General features: G+C 71.6%; 21 protein-coding genes and 1 tRNA gene. 15 read left to right on the forward strand and 7 right to left on the reverse strand.

The features are described 5' to 3' along the window. Window positions 1–21: 21 nt before the first annotated feature. The gene (locus ACWGUG_RS17470; protein WP_336396803.1) at window positions 22–714 is read right to left on the reverse strand and encodes a phosphocholine cytidylyltransferase family protein; all 693 of its coding nucleotides are present in this window, start codon (window positions 712–714) and stop codon (window positions 22–24) included. 194 nt (window positions 715–908) lie between these two features. Between ACWGUG_RS17470 and ACWGUG_RS17475 the strand changes: the two genes are divergently transcribed. The 3 genes from ACWGUG_RS17475 to ACWGUG_RS17485 are packed head-to-tail and all read left to right on the forward strand — an operon-like array spanning window position 909 to window position 3,870. Then, window positions 909–2,012, forward strand: coding sequence for an ABC transporter ATP-binding protein (locus ACWGUG_RS17475; RefSeq protein WP_452325362.1), 1,104 nt, complete (start codon window positions 909–911; stop codon window positions 2,010–2,012). Further along, complete coding sequence (locus tag ACWGUG_RS17480) at window positions 1,988–3,553, forward strand: hypothetical protein (protein WP_378883258.1); 1,566 nt, start codon at window positions 1,988–1,990, stop codon at window positions 3,551–3,553. The genes ACWGUG_RS17475 and ACWGUG_RS17480 overlap by 25 nt, the downstream gene beginning before the upstream one ends. A 50-nt stretch (window positions 3,554–3,603) precedes the next feature. Then, a complete protein-coding gene (locus tag ACWGUG_RS17485) occupies window positions 3,604–3,870 on the forward strand; it encodes a DUF3039 domain-containing protein (RefSeq protein ID WP_109210754.1) in 267 nt (88 codons plus the stop codon). A 29-nt stretch (window positions 3,871–3,899) separates the two neighbouring features. Here ACWGUG_RS17485 and ACWGUG_RS17490 read toward each other — a convergent pair whose 3' ends face one another. Next, window positions 3,900–5,225 (reverse strand): nicotinate phosphoribosyltransferase, encoded by a 1,326-nt coding sequence (locus tag ACWGUG_RS17490; RefSeq protein WP_336396806.1) that lies wholly within the window; start codon window positions 5,223–5,225, stop codon window positions 3,900–3,902. Between the two features lie 41 nt (window positions 5,226–5,266). On the opposite strand from ACWGUG_RS17490, the gene murI reads away from it, so the two are divergent. From murI to ACWGUG_RS17510, 4 genes are all read left to right on the forward strand, one after another. After that, a complete protein-coding gene (gene murI / locus ACWGUG_RS17495) occupies window positions 5,267–6,094 on the forward strand; it encodes a glutamate racemase (RefSeq protein WP_452325363.1) in 828 nt (275 codons plus the stop codon). Between the two features lie 28 nt (window positions 6,095–6,122). Continuing rightward, complete coding sequence (gene rph, locus ACWGUG_RS17500; RefSeq protein WP_336396809.1) at window positions 6,123–6,869, forward strand: ribonuclease PH; 747 nt, start codon at window positions 6,123–6,125, stop codon at window positions 6,867–6,869. Window positions 6,870–6,886: 17 nt separating this feature from the next. Further along, window positions 6,887–7,543 (forward strand): RdgB/HAM1 family non-canonical purine NTP pyrophosphatase, encoded by a 657-nt coding sequence (gene rdgB, locus ACWGUG_RS17505; protein WP_336397124.1) that lies wholly within the window; start codon window positions 6,887–6,889, stop codon window positions 7,541–7,543. Window positions 7,544–7,629: 86 nt separating this feature from the next. After that, window positions 7,630–8,541, forward strand: a complete 912-nt coding sequence (locus ACWGUG_RS17510; RefSeq protein ID WP_452325364.1) for a cation diffusion facilitator family transporter — start codon at window positions 7,630–7,632, stop codon at window positions 8,539–8,541. A 6-nt stretch (window positions 8,542–8,547) separates the two neighbouring features. On the opposite strand, the gene ACWGUG_RS17515 is transcribed toward ACWGUG_RS17510, so the two are convergent. Continuing rightward, window positions 8,548–11,004, reverse strand: coding sequence for an ATP-dependent DNA ligase (locus ACWGUG_RS17515; RefSeq protein WP_452325365.1), 2,457 nt, complete (start codon window positions 11,002–11,004; stop codon window positions 8,548–8,550). Window positions 11,005–11,081: 77 nt separating this feature from the next. On the opposite strand from ACWGUG_RS17515, the gene ku reads away from it, so the two are divergent. Continuing rightward, on the forward strand, window positions 11,082–12,005 hold the full coding sequence (ku, locus tag ACWGUG_RS17520; protein ID WP_452325366.1) for a non-homologous end joining protein Ku: 924 nt from the start codon (window positions 11,082–11,084) through the stop codon (window positions 12,003–12,005). 3 nt (window positions 12,006–12,008) lie between these two features. Here the strand turns inward: ku and ACWGUG_RS17525 are convergent, their stop codons facing one another. From ACWGUG_RS17525 to ACWGUG_RS17535, 3 genes are all read right to left on the reverse strand, one after another. Further along, window positions 12,009–12,788 (reverse strand): DedA family protein, encoded by a 780-nt coding sequence (locus ACWGUG_RS17525; protein ID WP_336396813.1) that lies wholly within the window; start codon window positions 12,786–12,788, stop codon window positions 12,009–12,011. 47 nt (window positions 12,789–12,835) lie between these two features. Continuing rightward, window positions 12,836–12,917 (reverse strand) — tRNA-Leu (locus ACWGUG_RS17530). A gap of 68 nt (window positions 12,918–12,985) precedes the next feature. After that, complete coding sequence (locus tag ACWGUG_RS17535) at window positions 12,986–13,198, reverse strand: PLDc N-terminal domain-containing protein (RefSeq protein ID WP_452325367.1); 213 nt, start codon at window positions 13,196–13,198, stop codon at window positions 12,986–12,988. 104 nt (window positions 13,199–13,302) lie between these two features. Here ACWGUG_RS17535 and ACWGUG_RS17540 point away from each other — a divergent pair, with 104 nt between their 5' ends. The 7 genes from ACWGUG_RS17540 to ACWGUG_RS17570 are packed head-to-tail and all read left to right on the forward strand — an operon-like array spanning window position 13,303 to window position 17,768. Next, entirely contained in the window at window positions 13,303–14,451 is a 1,149-nt protein-coding gene (locus tag ACWGUG_RS17540; protein WP_452325368.1) for a CpaF family protein, read from the forward strand. Next, complete coding sequence (locus tag ACWGUG_RS17545) at window positions 14,448–15,308, forward strand: type II secretion system F family protein (protein ID WP_452325369.1); 861 nt, start codon at window positions 14,448–14,450, stop codon at window positions 15,306–15,308. The genes ACWGUG_RS17540 and ACWGUG_RS17545 overlap by 4 nt, the downstream gene beginning before the upstream one ends. A gap of 20 nt (window positions 15,309–15,328) precedes the next feature. Then, on the forward strand, window positions 15,329–16,231 hold the full coding sequence (locus tag ACWGUG_RS17550) for a type II secretion system F family protein (protein WP_452325404.1): 903 nt from the start codon (window positions 15,329–15,331) through the stop codon (window positions 16,229–16,231). Window positions 16,232–16,261: 30 nt separating this feature from the next. Beyond that, window positions 16,262–16,450 carry a hypothetical protein gene (locus ACWGUG_RS17555; RefSeq protein WP_336397125.1) on the forward strand — a complete coding sequence of 63 codons (189 nt, stop codon included), beginning with the start codon at window positions 16,262–16,264 and terminating at the stop codon, window positions 16,448–16,450. Between the two features lie 4 nt (window positions 16,451–16,454). Continuing rightward, entirely contained in the window at window positions 16,455–16,889 is a 435-nt protein-coding gene (locus tag ACWGUG_RS17560) for a TadE/TadG family type IV pilus assembly protein (protein ID WP_452325370.1), read from the forward strand. Beyond that, window positions 16,864–17,319: a TadE family protein gene (locus ACWGUG_RS17565; RefSeq protein ID WP_336396819.1), complete on the forward strand. Its 456-nt coding sequence runs from the start codon at window positions 16,864–16,866 to the stop codon at window positions 17,317–17,319. The genes ACWGUG_RS17560 and ACWGUG_RS17565 overlap by 26 nt, the downstream gene beginning before the upstream one ends. Then, window positions 17,316–17,768, forward strand: coding sequence for a pilus assembly protein TadG-related protein (locus ACWGUG_RS17570; protein ID WP_452325371.1), 453 nt, complete (start codon window positions 17,316–17,318; stop codon window positions 17,766–17,768). The genes ACWGUG_RS17565 and ACWGUG_RS17570 overlap by 4 nt, the downstream gene beginning before the upstream one ends. 18 nt (window positions 17,769–17,786) lie before the next feature. Here the strand turns inward: ACWGUG_RS17570 and ACWGUG_RS17575 are convergent, their stop codons facing one another. Beyond that, complete coding sequence (locus ACWGUG_RS17575) at window positions 17,787–18,398, reverse strand: LuxR C-terminal-related transcriptional regulator (RefSeq protein ID WP_452325372.1); 612 nt, start codon at window positions 18,396–18,398, stop codon at window positions 17,787–17,789. Window positions 18,399–18,504: the final 106 nt, after the last annotated feature.

The raw sequence follows: 18,504 nt of genomic DNA on the forward strand, positions 1-18,504 counted from the left end.
TGACAGGTCGCGCCCGGCGACTCAGACGAACAGGTTCGCGCGCTCGAGGTCTTCGGCGAAGTCGACCTCGACGGCGTAGAGGTCCGAGATGTCCAGCGGCAGGAGCCGAACGCCGTCCTCGGCGATCGCGAGCTCGAGGCCGCGCTCGAAGTAGTCCTGGTCGTCGACGCGCGTGAGGTGGCGCATGAAGGACTTCTTGTCGGTGCTCGAGATGTAGTTGATCCCGACGGCCTCGCCGATGCCGCCCTTCACGGTCTTCGAGAGCTCGTTGATGAAGCCCTCCGGTGTGACGGTGTACTTGACCTCTTCGTCGCTGACCTTGGAGGTGTTGACCGTGACGAACGACTGGTCGCGTTCGATGAGCTCGATGGCGCGGCCCAGCACACGCGGGTCGAAGACGACGTCGCCGTTCATCCAGAGCACGCCGCCCTTGCCGGTCTTGGCCAGGGCGCGGAGGAGGCTCTTGGAGGTGTTCGTCTGGTCGTACCGGTCGTTGTAGACGTAGTCCACGTCGGGGAAGGCCTCGACGATCGTCTCGGCGCGGTAGCCGACGACGGTCGTGATCCGGGCCTCGCGGCCGAAGGCGGCGCGGATGTTGTCGTGCTGCTGCTGCATGATGCTGCGGCCGTCGCCGAGCTCCGTGAGGGGCTTGGGCAGGCTGCGGCCGAGACGCGAGCCCATTCCGGCTGCGAGGATGACGGTCTGAAGGGTCAAAGTCTGCTCCTGAGTGCGTGATTCACTGCCGGTTCACCGGCCCGACACCCCTTCGTGCCTGCACCATGGTAGCGAGAGGGACTGGGAAGGTGCAGAATGCCGCCTGCCCGTTGCCGTTTCGTGACTTTCGCTGTTAGCCGCCACGCGCCGGAACGAACCGCCCTTCGATCAGCACCGCTTGGTACCGTGGTCCGGTGACAGCCTCCCTCCCGGTGCCGAATGACATCGATCCGGAAGAGCCGGACCGTCACACCGACGCGCGTGTCGTGCGGCTCCCCGACACCGCGAAACCGGCGTCTGAGAAGCCTCGCAAGCCCGGAAAGCCGCGCAAGGGCGGCGGCTCCCAGGCGAGCAGCGCCGCCGAGCCGGGACCGCCCCCGCTGCCGAGCGATCTCGCGCGGGCCGCGAGCGCCGCGGCGGGCATCGTCGTGCCGCCGCGTCCGCCGCTGCCCGCGTCGGAGGCAGAGGCGCCGGCAGCGACCGTGACGCAGGAGACGGCATCCGTCATCGCCGATCCCGATCGTCGGCCGGTCTCCGATGTCAGCGCCCTCGAGCTCCGGGGCGTCACCAAGAGCTTCGGCGCCACGCACGCCGTGGACGGGATCGACCTGACGGTGCCGGCCGGCACCTTCTACGGCCTCGTCGGTCCCAACGGCGCGGGCAAGACGACCACGCTGTCGATCATCGCGGGACTGCTGGTGCCGGATCGCGGGACGATCCGCGTCGGGGGGATCGACGCCGCCGCCGAGCCGCTCGCCGCGAAGCGTCTGATGGGCGTGCTGCCCGACCGCCTTCGCACGTTCGACCGGCTCACCGGGCGCCAGCTGCTCTACTACTACGGCGTGCTGCGCAAGCTGCCGCCTGCCGTCGTCGAGAGCCGGACCGCCGATCTCGCGCGGGCGTTCGACCTCGAGGACGCGCTCGGCCGAAGCGTGTCGGACTATTCCGCCGGCATGCTCAAGAAGGTGATGCTCGCGGGCGCGCTCATCCACTCGCCGCGCCTGCTGGTGCTCGACGAGCCGTTCGAGGCCGTCGACCCGGTCTCGAGCGCGATCATCCTCGACATCCTCTCCACCTATGTCGCGCACGGCGGCACGGTCGTCCTCTCCAGCCACGGCATGGAACTCGTGGAGCGCGTGTGCTCGCGGGTCGCTGTGATCGTGGCGGGGCAGGTGCTCGCCGAGGGCTCCGTCGAGGAGGTCCGCGGCGAGCTGACGCTCGAGCAGCGCTTCGTCGAGCTGGCCGGGGGCCTCAGCGACGTGGAGGGCCTCGAGTGGCTGCATACATTCTCCGACTGAGGGTCGCGCTGCTCTTCGGCGCGCTGCGCGGCGACACCCGCCACGTCGTGCGCGTCGTCAGCGGACTCGTGCTGCTCGTGGCCGCCACCATCGCGGTGTGCTGGGGGATCCTGACCCTGCGCGACGCGCCCGCCGACGAGGTGCTGGTCGTCACGGTGCTCGGCGGCTCCGCGGTGACGCTCGGATTCGCGCTCGCGCCTCTGTTCGCAGCCGTCGACGATCCCCTCGACCCGCGCCGGTTCACGCTGTTCGGGCTGCCGCCCGGCCGGCTCGCCGTCGTGCTCGCGGTGGCGGGCCTCATCAGCGTGCCGATCATGGTGCTCGTCGGGGTCGCCGTCAGCGCGGCGGTCGTGTGGGAGGAGCACTGGGTGGGCACGCCCGTGACGGTCTCCAGCGTCGTGCTCGGGGTGCTGACCTGCCTTCTCCTGGCCCGCGTCTGCATGGCGCTGGCCTCGCTGCACCTCCGCGAGCGGCGGTCACGCGAGCTCTCCGGCGTCTTCGTGCTCGTCGTGCTCGTGGTGGTCGTCCCGGTGGGCGTCTTCCTTGCCTCGCTGGAGTGGCAGGGCGCCGTGCCGCCGCAGCTTCTCCAAGCGGTGCGCGCCCTCGCGCTCACGCCGTTGGGCGCCGCGTGGGCGCTGCCGGGGATCGTGGAGTCCGGTGGCGACCCGTGGCCGTCGGCCCTGGTGGCCGCCGGCACCGTGGCGCTGCTGGCTGTCCTGTGGATGTGGATCGTCCGGCGTGTGCTGACCACGACCGAGCGGCCGGCCGCCGGCCGGGTGCGGGGCGGGCTCGGCTGGTTCGGCGTGGCACCGGGCACGCCGGGCGGCGCCATCGCGGCGCGGAGCCTCGTGTACTGGTTCGGCGATCGACGCTACGTCGTGAACGGGATCATCATCCCCTTCGCCGCCCTCGTGACCGCGGTGCCGCTGCTGGTCGCCGGCGTGCCGCCCGAACTCGTCGCGCTCGTGCCGGTTCCGTTCGCCGCCCTGCTCCTCGGCTGGCTGCCGCACGACGACCTCGCCTACGACTCGACGGCCGTGTGGATGCACATCGCCAGCGGCGTGCGGGGCGTCTCGGACCGGGTCGGCCGCCTCGTCCCGGTGCTGCTCGTCGGCGTGCCGCTGCTCGCCGTCGCGGTGCCGGTCGCGATCTCCCTCCACGGGCGCTGGGCGATGCTGCCCGCCCTCGCCGGCGTCTGCGCCTCGCTGTTCCTGTGCGGCCTGGGTCTGTCCAGCATCTCTTCGGTCGTCTCGCCGTATGCGGTGTCGCGTCCGGGCGAGAGTCCGTTCCAGCAGCCGCAACGCACGAGCGCGCGGGGCGGGATCGCGCAGGCTGTCGTGATGGTCGGCTCGCTCGTCCTCTCGGCGCCGGTCGTGTGGTGCGCCTGGCTCGCGCTGCAGGGAGACGCGGTCGCCGCGACGACCGCGCTGTGGGGCGGTCTCGCGATCGGCCTCGGCGTCCTCATCGTGGGCGTCACCGTCGGCTCGCTGGCGTTCGAGCGTCGCGGCGGACGTCTCATGGAGTTCGCGGAGTCGACATGACGCCCCGAGGACCGAGCCGAGCGCGGTCCCCGCGGGTACACTGACAGACCATGAGCACCCCGCTGGACAGCCCCGACCAGGGCGGTATCGCGACCCTCGATCGCGAGCTCGAAGAGCTCCTCAAAGAAGAGAACATCGAGCCGGGTGACCATGAGCGCTTCTCGCACTACGTGAAGAAGGACAAGATCCTCGAGTCCGCGCTCACCGGCAAGCCGGTGCGCGCGCTGTGCGGCAAGAAGTGGACTCCCGGTCGCGACCCCGAGAAGTTCCCGGTCTGCCCCACCTGCAAGGAGATCTACGAGTCCCTCCAGGGCTGACGCCAGGCATCCCGGCAGCGGGCCGGCCGTCAGTCGGCGTCGGTGTAGACGGTCGGGAGCGCCGGGTCGGAGCGACTGAGCGCGAGCCCGCGCACCGGAAGCTCCTCGCGCACACGCGCATGGTGGGCGCGCGCCGCCTCGACGCCCGCCGGACCCTCGAAGGAGGCGTCCGGCTCGCCGTCGACGACCAGCTCCACCTGGAGCGGGCGGGCATCCGGGTGCGCGGCCGCCGTCTGGAGCTCCTCGAAGCCGTCCGACACGACGATCAGCTCACTGGTCGCGGTGCCTTCGTCCAGCGTGCGGAACGCCGCCTTGCGGCCGCCCTTGGAGCCCTTGTCGGTCGACGCCTTCGCGACCGCCACCCAGCCGCCCTCGGCATCCTGGCGGGCGACGAGCTTGTAGACCATGCCCGCCGTCGGCGTGCCCGACCCGGTGACGACCGAGGTGCCCACGCCGTACGCGTCGACGGGGGATGCCGCGAGTGCGGCGATCGCGTACTCGTCCAGGTCGCTCGTCACGGTGATCCGCGTGCCGGTCGCCCCCAGTTCGTCGAGCTGCGCGCGCACCTCCGCGGCGACGGTGGGCAGGTCGCCGGAGTCGATGCGCACCCCGCCGAGATCCGTCCCCGCGATCCGGATCGCCGTCTCGACGCCGGTGCGGATGTCGTAGGTGTCGATGAGGAGCGTCGTGGAGACGCCGAGCGCCTCTACCTGCGCGCGGAACGCGTCCTCCTCCGTGTCATGCAGCAGCGTCCACGAGTGCGCGGCGGTGCCCATCGTCGGGATGCCCCACTGTCGGCCCGCCTCGAGGTTCGAGGTCGCTCCGAACCCGGCGATGTACGCCGCGCGGGCCGCCGCGACGGCGGACTGCTCCGCTGCCCGCCGGGAGCCCATCTCCGCGAGCGGGCGGTCCCCGGCGGCGATGCTCATGCGCGCCGCCGCCGTGGCGACCGCGGAGTCGTGGTTGAGGACGCTGAGCGCCAGCGTCTCGAGCACGACGGCCTCGGCGAACGTGCCCTCGATCGTGAGGATGGGGGAGCCGGGGAAGTACAGCTCGCCCTCGCGATACCCGGTCACCGAGCCCGTGAACCGGTAGCCCTCGAGGAAGTCCAGGGTGGCGGCATCCACCACCTTCTCGTCGCGGAGCCACCGCAGCTCGTCGTCGCCGAACCGGAAGTCGCGGATGAGCGACAGCAGCCGCCCGGTGCCCGCGACGACGCCGAAGCGCCGCGCGCCGGGCAGGCGCCGGCCGAACAGCTCGAACACGCACCGGCGCTCGCCCGTGCCGTCGCGCAGGGCGGCGTCGATCATCGTGAGCTCGTAGCGGTCCGTCAGCAGGGCGGTCGAGGGACTCATGCGGGTCAGCCTAGCCAGCGCCTGGCGTAGGCTGGGGCATCGTGAATGACGCGCCGATCGGAATCTTCGACTCCGGTGTCGGCGGACTCACCGTCGCCCGCGCCGTGTCGGCGCAGCTCCCGCGCGAGTCGATCCTCTACATCGGAGACACCGCCCGCTCGCCCTACGGTCCCAAGCCGATCGCCGACGTGCGACGCTACGCCCTCGAGGTGCTCGACGATCTCGTCGCGCAGGGCGTGAAGATGCTCGTGATCGCATGCAACACGGCCTCTGCCGCGATGCTGCGCGACGCGCGCGAACGGTACGACGTCCCGGTGGTGGAGGTCATCAACCCGGCGGTGCGCACCGCCATGTCGACGACCCGCAACGGGCGCGTCGGCGTGATCGGCACCGCCGGCACGATCAGCTCGGGCGCGTACCAGGACATGCTGAGCGTCAACGAGCGGCTCACGGTCTTCGCGCAGGCCTGCCCGCGCTTCGTCGAGTTCGTCGAGGCCGGCGTCACCGACTCGCCCGAGGTGCTGTCGGTCGCCGAGGAGTATCTGGCACCCCTGCGCCACGCGGAGGTCGACACGCTCGTGCTCGGGTGCACGCACTACCCGTTCCTCGAGGGCGCGATCAGCTACGTGATGGGCCCCGACGTGAGTCTGGTGTCCAGCGATACCGAGACGGCGAAGGACGTCTACCGCCAGCTGGTCTCGCGCGACCTGCTCGCGGGGCCGGATGCCGAGCCCCGCCACGTCTACGAGGCCACCGGTGCGTCCGCGGACGAGTTCCTGCGACTGGCCCATCGCCTGATGGGCCGCGAAGTCAGCGCGGTGCGCCTCGTGCAGACCGGCGCCATCGACCTTCCGCATCGCCTCGGCTGAGGCATCCGCACCCTCCCGGAGGAGACACATGACCGACATCACCCGCGCCGACGGGCGCACCGTCGACCAGCTTCGCCCCATCACGATCGAGCGGGGCTGGTCGAGCCAGGCCGAGGGGTCGGCCCTCATCTCGTTCGGCGGCACCAAGGTGCTGTGCACGGCCTCGTTCACCAATGGCGTGCCGCGCTGGCTGACCGGCAAGGGCAGGGGCTGGGTCACCGCGGAGTACGCCATGCTGCCGCGCGCCACCAACGAGCGCAACGACCGTGAGAGCGTGAAGGGGAGGGTCGGGGGACGCACGCACGAGATCTCGCGCCTCATCGGACGCGCGCTGCGCGCGGTCGTCGACACGAAGGCCCTCGGCGAGAACACCATCGTCATCGACTGCGACGTGCTGCAGGCCGACGGCGGCACGCGCACGGCGGCGATCACCGGTGCCTATGTCGCGCTCGCCGACGCCATCGAGTGGGGCCGCGGCAGGAAGTTCGTCGGGCAGAAGGCGAACGTGCTGTTCGACTCGGTGTCGGCCGTGTCGGTCGGCATCATCGACGGTGAGCCGATGCTCGACCTCGCCTACGTCGAGGACGTGCGCGCCGAGACCGACATGAACGTCGTCGTCACCGGTCGGGGGCTGTTCGTGGAGGTGCAGGGCACGGCCGAGGGCGCCCCGTTCGACAAGCGGGAGCTCGACGCGCTGCTCGAACTCGGCGTCAACGGCTGCGCCGAGCTCCGCGAGCACCAGCTGGCCGCGCTCGGCGGCGGGAGTGCCGGGTGACCGCGCAGCCCGACCAGATGGCCGAGGTCATTGCCCAGGCCCTGGCCGAAACGGCCGGTGGCGAGGAGGCGCTGAGCAAGATCGTGCTCGCGACGCACAATCCGCACAAGGTCGAGGAGTTCCAGGCCATCGTCGCGGCGACGCGGCCCGATCTGCTGGTCGTGGCCTACGACGGCCCGGAGCCCGTGGAGGACGGCGTCACGTTCGCCGAGAACGCGCTGATCAAGGCGCGCGCGGCGGCAGAGCACACCGGTCTTCCCGCGCTCGCCGACGACTCGGGCATCTGCGTGGACGTGCTGGGCGGCGCCCCCGGCGTCTTCTCGGCGTACTGGGCCGGCCACGCGAAGGACGCCGCGGCGAACCTGAGCCTGCTGCTGGACCAGCTCTCGGACATCCGCGACCCACACCGCACCGCGCAGTTCGTCTCGACGATCGCCCTGGTGGTGCCGGGCGACGGGTCGCGTGAGGGCGTCGTCGAGGGCGTGTGGCCGGGCCGCCTCGCGACCGCGCCGGCGGGCGACGGGGGGTTCGGCTACGACCCCGTGTTCATCCCCGACGGGCAGCCCGAAGGCGAGGAGCGCACCGTCGGCGAGTGGACGTCGCTGCAGAAGAACGCGTCGTCGCACCGTGCCCGTGCCTTCGAGGCGCTGGCGCCCCTCCTCGCCGAGCTGTGACGCGCCGGCCGCGACTGAGAATCAGCATCGTTCCCGACTGCGCCGCACGCGTCGTCGGGCGGCGCGCCCGGGCTTAGCCTGGGCTCATGCACGACCACGCGCCCTCGGGCATCCGGGGGACCGGCAACCGCCGGCTCCTCGCGATCTCGCTCGCCATCACGGCGACGGTGATGGTCGTGCAGGTCGTCGGCGCGGTGCTGTCGGGCTCGCTCGCGCTGTTCGCCGACGCGGTGCACATGTTCACGGATGCCGCGGCCCTCGTGATCGCACTCATCGCCAGCGTCGTCGCCGCGCGACCGGCGAACGACCGCCGGACCTTCGGCTACCAGCGCGCGGAGGTCTTCGGCGCCCTGATCAATGCCGTGATCCTGATCGTGCTGTCGGTGTGGGTGGCGGTCGAGGGCGTCACGCGACTGATGCACCCCGGCGAGACGGAGCTCGCGGGCGGGCTGATGCTGGTCGTCGCGATCGTCGGGCTCGTGGCGAACGCGGTGGCGCTGTGGCTGCTGAGTGCCGCGCAGCGGCACAGCATCAACGTCCGCGGCGCCTACCTCGAGGTGCTGGGCGACCTCATCGGATCCGCCGCGGTGATCGTCGCGGCCGTCGTCATCGTCACCACGGGCTGGCTGCAGGCGGATGCCATCGCCTCGCTGCTCATCGCGGCGATGATCGTGCCGCGCGCGATCGGCCTGCTGCGCGAGGTCGTGTCGGTGCTCACGGAGTCGGCGCCGCAGGGCACGCACGTGAAGGAGATCCGCGAGCACATCCTCTCGACCCCCGGAGTGGTCGACGTCCATGACGTCCACGTCTGGCAGCTCACCCGCGGGGCGCCGGTGTTCACGGCGCACGTCGTCGTGGACGACGCGGCCTTCGCCGACGGCCGGTCGAGCCGCATCCTGAGCAGGCTGCAGACCTGCCTCGCCGAGCATTTCGACGTCGAGCACTCGACCTTCCAGCTCGAGCCTGCCGGGCACGTGGAGCACGAGGCCCACGCCTGACGGCGCTCACTCCTCCCGGCGCACCTCGGCGGGGAGCTTGTCGGGCCGCAGGCCCCGCCACCGCGGGTGGCGGAGGATGCCGCCGGGCGTGAACTCCCCGTACTCCACCTCGCCGACCAGCTCCGGCCGCACCCACAGCGCGTCGCGCGCGTCGAGCGGCGGCACGCCCACGAGCGGGTTGTCGTCGGTGCGCAGCGGCAGGAGCGTCGTCATCAGCGCCTTCAGGGTGGAGTCGCTGAAGCCCGAGCCCACGCGGCCCGCATACCGCAGGCCCTCCTCGTCGGGAATGCCGAGCAGCAGCGAGCCGAACGTCGTGCTGCGGCCGCCCTTCCCCGGTCGGATGCCCGCGATCACGACCTCCTGCGTCCGCGTGAGCTTCACCTTGAGCCAGGCATCCGATCGTCTGCCACGCAGATATCGCGAGGCGGGATCCTTCACCACGATCCCCTCCAAGCGCAGCTGCTCGCTGGTCTGGAGCGCCGCGTCCACGTCGTCGAACACCGGCGGGACGGCGATGGGATCGACGGATGCCGCAGCCACCGCTTCCAGCACGTCGCGGCGCTCACGCAGCGGGAGGTCGGCGAGGTCGTCGCCGTCGTGGGTGAGCACATCGAAGAGGTAGTAGCGCACCGGGGTACGGCGGGCCTCGCGGGCGATGTCGCCCGCGCGCTCGAGGTTCATCCGCGTCTGCAGGAGCGGGAAGCTGGGCCGCCCGTCCGGCTCGAGGGCGACGAGCTCGCCGTCGACGACGCAGGGCGCCCCGCCCAAGCCCGCGTCGAGAGCCGTCAGCTCGGGGTAGCGGTGGGTCACCTCGTTGCCGCTCCGCGCGAACAGCCGGAGGCGCCGGCCATCCCACGCGCCCACGGCGCGGATGCCGTCCCACTTCATCTCGACCCACGCGGTGTCGCCCCCGTCGCGCTGCGCCCATCCCCGGGCCGCCGTCCGCGCCTCGACGGGCGTCGCACTCGAGGCGAGCATCGGGCGCAGATCGGCCGTCCCCGCGGACGAGGGCTCGTCCGCCTGCGGTGTGGGCTCGACGACGATGCCGTCCGGCTGCGGCCGGCCGTCGGCATCCGTCTTCATCCGATGCAGGAGCCAGCTCGACTTCTCGCCCTCGCCCTGCGTGCGGATGAGCGCCAGGCGGACGCGCCCCAGCGGGCCGCCCGGCCGCCCCTCGAGCGTCGCGATGATCTCGTCGTCGCGCCACTTCTCCAGGTCGTAGCGTCCGTCGTCCCAGATGGTCACGGTGCCCCCGCCGTACTCGCCGGCGGGGATGGTGCCCTCGAACGTCGCGTACTCCATCGGGTGGTCCTCGGTCATGATCGCGAGGTTGTTGCGCTTGTACGAGTGCGGGACGCCGCGCGGCACCGCCCAGCTGACCAGCACGCCGTCGTGCTCGAGCCGGAAGTCCCAGTGCAGCGCGGTGGCGTGATGCTCCTGGATCACGAAGCGCGGGCGCTCGCCGCTCGGGGTGGTGCCGAGCGGGTTGGCGGGCACCGGCTCGGGCGTGCGGTCGGCGCTGCGCTTGGAGATGTACGTCGACAGCGGTCCTGCCTCCGCCTCCCGTCCGCCCGCCTGGAAGCCCAGCGCCGCCATCGGATCCCCGATGGTCTCGATCCGCTCGAGCACCTCGGTGAAATCGAGATGACCGAGACCCGGCTCGTCGAGCTCGCTCCAGGTGCGCGGTGCGGCGACCGTCGGATGCGCGCGGCCGCGCAGCGAGTACGGGGCGATGGTCGTCTTCGAGCCGTTGTTCTGGCTCCAGTCGATGAGCACCTTCCCGTGCCGCTCGGACTTCTTCATGCTGCTGACGACCAGGTCGCGATGGTCGGCCTCGATCGCCCGGGCGAGCTCGTTCGCGAGCGCCGACGCCTGCTCGGTCGTCTGGCCGGGCGGCAGGGCCGTATAGAGATGGATGCCTTTGCTTCCGCTCGTGACCGGGTACGGCTCGAGTCCCATGTCGACGAGGATGGTGCGCGCCCAGCCGGCGACCACCGCGCATTCGGCCAGCCCCACGCCCGGACCGGGGTCGAGGTCGAGCACGAGACGGTCGGCGGGGCCGCGTTCGCCGGCCGGCGTGAACCGCCACTGCGGCACGTGCAGCTCGAGGCTGGCGACCTGCGCGAGGTAGACGAGGGTCGGCACGTCGCCCACCAGCGGATAGTCCTTGGTTCCCGACGAGTGGGGGATCGGCATCCGTCTCACCCACGAGGGCGCACCCCGCTCGAGGTCCTTCGCGAAGAACACCATGCCCGGGTCGTCCTCGGTGCCGACGCCGTCGGGCCAGCGCTTGCGGGTCACCGGGCGCCCGATCACGTGAGGGATGAGGACCTCTGCGACGCGCGAGTAGTAGTCGATGACCTCGCCCTTGGTGGTGCCGGTCTCGGGATACAGCACCTTGGCGAGGTTGGTGATGCGCAGACGACGGCCGCCGATGCGCACCAGCTGCTCGTCGCCCGCCATAGGCCCATCCTGCCCTGTCGTGCAAGCCCGGTGCGCAGGGCTAGCCGCGGGCGGTGTGACGGGTGTCTACTGGTGTGGTGAGGGCGATCTGGAAGGGTGCGCTGACGTTCGGGCTCGTGAACGTCCCGGTCAAGGTCTATGCCGCGACCGAGGATCACGACGTGTCGCTGCACCAGGTGCACAACAAGGACGGCGGTCGCATCCGCTATCAACGCAAGTGCGAGGTGTGCGGCGAGGTCGTCGCGTACCAGGACATCGACAAGGCGTACGACGACGGCGAGCGGACCGTCGTGCTGACCAAGGACGATCTCGACGCGCTGCCGGCCGAGCGCAGCCGTGAGATCGACGTCGTCGAGTTCGTGCCCAGCGCGCAGATCGACCTGCTCACGCTCGACCGCGCCTACTACCTCGAGCCGGATTCGGCGTCGCCGAAGGCATACGTGCTGCTGCGCAAGACGCTCGAGCAGACCGATCGCACGGCCATCGTGCGCTTCTCGCTGCGCCAGAAGACGCGCCTGGCGGCGCTGCGGGTGCGCGGCGACGTTCTGGTGCTGCAGACGCTGCTGTGGGCCGACGAGGTGCGCGAGGCGGCCTTCCCCGCACTGGACGAGCCGGTGCGGATCTCGGCGAAGGAGCTGGAGCTGTCGGCCTCCCTCGTCGAGAGCTTCGCGAGCGACTTCGACCCGGAGGAGTTCACCGACGAGTACCAGCAGGAGCTGCGGACCCTCATCGAGGCGAAGCTCGAGAAGGGCGACGCGCTGGACACCACCGAGACCTTCGGCGAGCAGGAGGAGGAGACCGGCGGCGAGGTCATCGACCTGATGGCGGCGCTGCGGGCGAGCGTGGAGAAGTCCCGGGCGGCGCGCGAGGGCGGCTCGAGGGGGGCGGGCAAGGGCGCCGACGCCGACGCCGACGAGAAGCCGGCGGCCAAGGCATCCGCGAAGAAATCCTCGACGAAGACGACCGCCAAGAAGCCCGCGGCGAAGAAGAAGGCCTCCTGAGGATCAGCCCTTGGGCGCCTCGTCGTGCTCGGGGCCGCGGTCGAAGACGTCCTGGTCGAGCACGAGCGCCTCGGCCTCGTCGTGGTCGGTGACGACGTCCTCGCCCGCCGCGGCCGCCTTCTTGGCCTTGCTGCGCTCGCGCAGGTAGTGCCACAGCGTCACGACCGCGGTGCCGCCGACGGCGGCGAGCAGGATGAGGTCGATGTAATTCTCGACGAAGTCCGCCACCGGCGGGATGAAGCCGATGAGGTAGCCGAACATCGTCAGGCCGAAGCCCCAGATCACCGCGCCGATGAAGTTGTAGAGCGTGTACTTCCACTTGTTCATGTGGCCCACGCCGGCGGCGACGGGTGCGAACGTGCGGACGATCGGCACGAAGCGGGCGAGGATGATCGTGAGCCCGCCGAAGCGCTCGAAGAACGCGTTGGTGCGCTGGACGTTCTTGACGCTGAAGAGGCCGGACTCCTTCTTCTCGAAGACCGCCGGACCCCCCTTGTGGCCGATGTAGTAACCGACTTCACCGCCGATGAACGCCGACAGTCCGATGAGGAGTGCGACCCACCACACGCTCAGCCCGAAGACCCCGTGCGGCGCGTACGGCTGGGGGTGGGACAGGAGCCCGGCGATCACCAGCAGCGTGTCGCCCGGCAGCAGGAAGCCGACCAGCAGGCCGGTCTCGGCGAACACGATGAAGCAGACGACGACGAGCGCCCAGGGGCCCGCCCATCCGATGATGGCGGCCGGGTCGAGCCACGGGATCAGGGCGGTGGGAACAGCATGCACGATGAGGGTTTCCCGTCGTCAGTCGGCGGAGGATGCGAGCGCTCGCGTGCGGAAGGTGGGACTTGAACCCACACGCCCGAAGGCACAGGAACCTAAATCCTGCGTGTCTGCCGATTCCACCACTCCCGCGAGTGGGATCAGTCTACTGACGGGACCGCCGATCGGCTGTCGGGCTGACCCCCGGATCGCGGGCGGGTTCAGCGGCGTATGCCGAACAGGAAGTAGCTCGCCGGGCCGATCCAGTTGACGAGGATCGCCGGGATCCACACCGGCTTGGGTCCGCGCACCTCTTCGGCTCGGCGGTGAGCGAGATCCCAGAAGGCGAGGAATGCGAAGGCGGCCTGCAGGAGGCCCAGGACGCCGAGCCCGGCCTTCGCCCCCGGCGTCAGTTCTCTCTTCATCGTGGTCATCGTCGTCCCTTTCGTCGCCGACTCCCATCCTGCCCCGCTCGGGCGTCCGCCGCATCTGTGGATAACTTTCGGCTGGCTCGGTGCCGAATTGCCAGGATGCTGGGGTGACTTCTCCCGCCGCTCCCGTCGCGACCCTCGTGGCCGAGCGGGTCCGCGAGAGGCTGCGCGCGGAGCGGTCGGATCCCACCCGCGATCCCGAGTTCGCCGCGCAGATCGCGCGGGCCGAGGTCCGCCGGCACAACGACTTCGCGCTGGCGCGTGGCCTCGCACCGGTCGACGACGAGACGGCGTGCGTGCGGGAGGTGCTCGCGGCCGTCGCCGGGTTCGGGCCGTTGCAGGCGTATCTCGACGATCCGACCGTCGAGGAGGTGTGGATCAACGCGCCGGACCGGATCTTCGTCGCGCGCGGCGGTGTGCCCGAGCGCACCCCGCTCATGCTCACCGACACCGCGGTGCGGGACCTCGTCGAGCGGATGCTGCAGTCCAGCGGCCGTCGCGTCGACCTGAGCCAGCCGTTCGTCGACGCATCGCTTCCCGACGGCAGCCGCCTGCACGTCGTCATCCCCGACATCACGCGTCGGCACTGGGCCGTCAACATCCGGAAGTTCCTGCCGGCCTACCGCGATCTCGGGCGACTGGTGGCCGCAGGATCCCTCGCGCCGGAGGCGGCCACGATGCTGCGCGACGCGGTCGTCGCGGGGCGGTCGGTCCTCGTGTCGGGGGCGACCCACGCGGGCAAGACGACGCTGCTCGGCGCGCTCATCGCCGCCTGCCCTGCGGACCACCGGATCGTCACGGTGGAGGAGACGTTCGAGCTGGCGGTCGCCGCCCCCGACCTCGTCGCACTCCAGGGCCGCCAGCCGAGCCTCGAGGGGACCGGCGAGGTGACGCTGCGCCGCCTGGTCAAAGAGGCGCTGCGCATGCGGCCCGACCGGCTCGTGGTGGGCGAGGTCCGCGACGCCGAGGCGCTCGACCTGCTCCTGGCACTGAACACCGGTGTCCCGGGCATGGCGACGATCCACGCCAACTCGGCGCGCGAGGCGCTGAGCAAGCTCGCCGCGCTGCCTCTGCTGGCCGGGCGGAACATCGACTCGGGCTTCGTGCTGCCGGCCGTGGCGTCGTCCGTCCAGCTGGTGGCGCACTGCGAGCGCGAATCGACCGGCGCGCGACGGGTGGTGGAGATCGTCGAGCCCACCGGCGTGGAGGACGGTGTCATCACGGCGCGCACGCTCTACCGGGCGGGTCCTTCATGACGTTCGTCTGGGGTGCCGTGCTGGCGGTCGGTCTGCTGCTGATGCTGTCCCCGTGGGTGTGGCCGGCAGGCACCCGGCCGAGGCCGGATACCCCGCGGCGCGGACGCCTGTCGCGCCTGCTCGAGGACGCCGGCATGCCGCGGGTATCGGCGGCGGCGACGGTCGTGGTCGCCGGAGTCTGCGCCGTCGTGGCCGCCGCGGTCGCATGGCTGATCGCGCCAGTGGCCGCGCTCGCGCTCGTCGCGGCGGCGGCCGGGGCGGCCGCGCCGTTCGCGTGGCTGCGAGCGCGGCGCTCGAAGCTCCTGCGTGCGCGCCGTGGCCTGTGGCCGGACGTCTGCGATCTCCTCATCGCCTCGGTGCGTGCCGGCATGTCGCTGCCCGACGCCGTGGCCGGTCTCGCCGATTCGGCGCCGGCCGAACTCCGTCCCGCCTTCGCGGGTTTCGCCCGAGACATCTCGGCCTCGGGCCACTTCGAGTCGAGCATCCAGCGACTGAAGACGGCTCTCGCCGATCCGGTGGCCGATCGCATCGTCGAGACGCTGCGGATGGCGCGCCAGGTGGGCGGAACGGAACTGACGCCGGTGCTGCGCGCACTCGCCGCCTCGGTCCGCGCGGACGCCGCCCTGCGGGCGGAGGTCGAGTCGCGTCAGTCGTGGATCCGCGGCGCGGCCGCCCTGGGCGTGGTGGCGCCCTGGGTCATCCTCGCGCTCCTCGCGATGCGACCCGAGGGCGCCGGCGCCTACAGCAGCCCGACGGGCATCGCGCTCATCGTGACGGGCGCCGCCGTGTCGGTCGTCGCGTACCGGCTCATGCTGCGGCTGGGTCGCCTGCCGGAGCCCCGGCGGTGGTTCGGGTGAGTGGTCTCGTGCTGGGCGACATGGCGTACGCCGTGGTGCTGGGCACCGCGCTGGGCGTGGGGGCGTGCCTGCTCTTCTCGCTGGCGCCCCGCTGGGGTGCGCCGAGTCTCGCGCGTCGGATCGCCCCGTACGTCCGCGACGTCACCGATGCGCGCGGCCTCGACGTGTCTCCCGGCGGCGGGTCCGCTTTCGCATGGTCCGCGTTCGCGCAGCGCCGGCTCGCGCGTCTCGCCGGCGGCGACGCCGTCCTGGCACGCCGGCTGCATCGCGCCGGGTGGACGATCGACCCGGTGACGTTCCGTGGGCGCCAGCTCGCGTGGGCGGTCGTCGGCCTCGGCGGGGGCGGCGCGCTCGTCGTTGTGCTCGTGCTGCTGGGGCGCGGATCGCCGGCTCTCGGGCTGCTTCCGCCGGTGGCCGCGGTCGCCGCCGCACTCGGATACGACGCGTGGCTGGGCCGCGCGGCGCGCTCGCGCGCCGCGCGAATCGAGGAGGAGCTTCCCACGGTGCTCGAGTTCCTCGCACTGTGCCTCTCGGCGGGCGAGGGCATCCTCGACTCGCTGCGGAGGGTGAGCGAGGTCGGGGCCGGCGAGCTCACCGCGGAGCTCCGCGGCGTCGTGGTCGCCGTGGGAACCGGGTCGCCGCTGGGCGAGTCGCTGTCGCGTCTGGCCGGCGGGCTCGAGATCCCGGCGCTCGCCCGCGCCGTCGACCAGCTCGTCGCAGCCCTCGAGCGTGGTGCCCCGCTCGCGAACGTCCTGCAGGCGCAGGCGATCGATGCGCGTGAGGACGCCAAGCGGGCCCTCATCGAGCGCGCGGGGCGGAAGGAGATCTACATGCTCTTCCCGCTCGTGTTCCTGATCCTTCCCCTGAGCGTCCTGTTCGCGGTGTTCCCGGGGATCTTCATGCTTCGACTCGGACTCGGCTGACCGCCGGAAGGAGAAACGATGAAAGCACGGATGCAGCGGCTGACCACGCGGGTGCGCGCGGCGATGCACGACCTCGCCGTCGACGACCGCGGTGACGTCCCCGGGTGGGTCCTGATCACGCTCATGACAGCGGGCCTGGTGGTGGTGATCTGGGCGATGGCCGGTCCCGCGCTCGCCGATCTCTTCGAGCAGGCGATCAGCCGCGTCTCCGGTCTGTGAGCCGGTGCGTCTCGTGGCCGCCCGCGCGACGGCGGGCCTGCGTGCCCGGCTGGCCGCGGAGCTCCGCGACGACGCCGGTGCCAGCCCGGTCGAGTTCGTGCTGGTGGGGACGCTGCTGACCGTCCTCACCCTCGGTGTGCTGCAGTTCGGCCTGGCGGTGTACGTGCGCAACGTCATCCACGATGCTGCGGTGGAGGGTGCGTACCATGCGGCACTCGCCGACACGACGCTCGAGGACGGCGCAGAGCGCACCCGGGAGATCGTCTCCCGCACGGTCGGCGCCGGGTATGCGAGCGACGTCGCCGTGCGCGAGACCTCCGATCTCGGCCATGACGCCGTCGAGGTCCGGGTCGCTGCGACGCTGCCGCTCCTCGGCCTGCTCGGAGCCCCGCGTGCCCTGGAGGTGACGGCGCATGCGCCGGTCGAATCCTTCGACTGATGACGACGGGGAGCGCGGGTCGGCCGCGCTCGAGTTCATCCTCGTCGGCCTGCTCATGCTCGTTCCGCTCGTCTACCTCGTGGTCGCGCTGGGGATGATCCAGGGTCAGAGCCTCGGTGCCGAGGCGGCCGCGCGGCACGTGGCGCGGGCGGTGTCGACGGCGGCGGATGCCGCCGACGCCCGGCAGCGGGCGGATGCCGTCGTCGCCGCGGTCTCGGACGAGTACGACCTCGCCGAGGTCGATCTCGCGATCGCGTGCGCGCCGGAGGGCGCATCCTGTCCCCGTGCCGGGGCGATGCTGCGTGTGACGGTCCGCACCACCGTCTCACTCCCTCTGGTGCCGCCGGTGCTCGGCCTGGATCGCATCGCCGCGGTTCCCGTCGAGGCGTCGGCCGCCCACAAGGTCTCGCGTTTCTGGAGCGGAGGATGACCGGCCGGTGGCGGGCGGCCCTCGCGATTCGCCGTCGGGCCGGCGACCCCGACGACGAGGGCAGCGTGCTCCTGCTGACGCTGGGCTACGGCGTGCTCGCCATCGCGGTGATCCTCGTGTGCACGGCCGCCACCAGCCTGTATCTCGCGCAGAAGCAGCTGGATGCGGTGGCGGATGCCGCGGTCCTCGCCGCTGCGGACGGCTTCGAGCTGTCGGTGGTCGATGGTGAACCCGTCGCGCTGCTCGACGACGACGGCGTGCGTCGCGAGGCCCAGCTGATGATGGATCAGATCGGCGGGAGTGCGCGGCTGGTGTCGGCGTCGACCCCGGACGGCGTGTCCGCGCGGGTCACCGTGGCCGGGGTGTGGCATCCGCCCCTCATCGCCCCGTTCGTGCCGGACGGCCTCGGGCTGGAGGCCACGGCGACCAGCCGCACGGCGCTCCGCTGACGCGGCGACCCCGGGGCCTCACTCGTCGGCGGTCGCGCCGGCACGCGCGGCCAGCGCGACGGCCTCCACTCGGGAGTGGACCCCCAGCTTGGCCAGGAGGTTCTGCATGTGCGCGCCGACGGTCTTGATGCTGATGCCCATCGCGGCAGCGACCTGCTTTTGACTCAATCCTTCGGTGGTGAGGGTGAGCACTTCGCGCTCTCGACGGCTCAGAGCCGACAGACGGCGGAGGTCGGCGGTGGCGTTGCGCGCGGGTTTCGTGCGCTCGATCAGCCGGCGGACGCGCGCCAGAAACTCCTCGGCGTCCATCGACTCCGCGGCGTAGTCGTCGGCGCCGACCAGGAGCCCTGCCACGACGTCGGCCGGCGTGATGCGGTCGGCCGAGACGAGCACGGCCGGCATGTCGGGTCCGTAGCGATCACGAAGCTCGCGAAGGAAGCTGCACCCCCCGTCCTCGACCTCGAGGATCGCCACGGCGGGCGCCTGCCCGTTCAGCCAGGCAGCCGCGTCCAGAGCCCTCGCGAACGCGGCGGACTGCAGCCCCAGTCTGTGCAGCAGATGCACATAGTCGTCACGCACGTGATCCCCAGCGACCACCAGCGCGAACACCTTTTCATCTTCCTCGCCCACGATTCCTCCCCGAATCGCGCGCCTCTCGCTTGAGACAGACCACCCTAGGGGGTTTCCCCAAACCCGGGTGCGGGTTCACCCGATGGTCGTATCCCCACGCACTTCC

Source organism: Microbacterium sp. NPDC055455 (assembly GCF_053619935.1).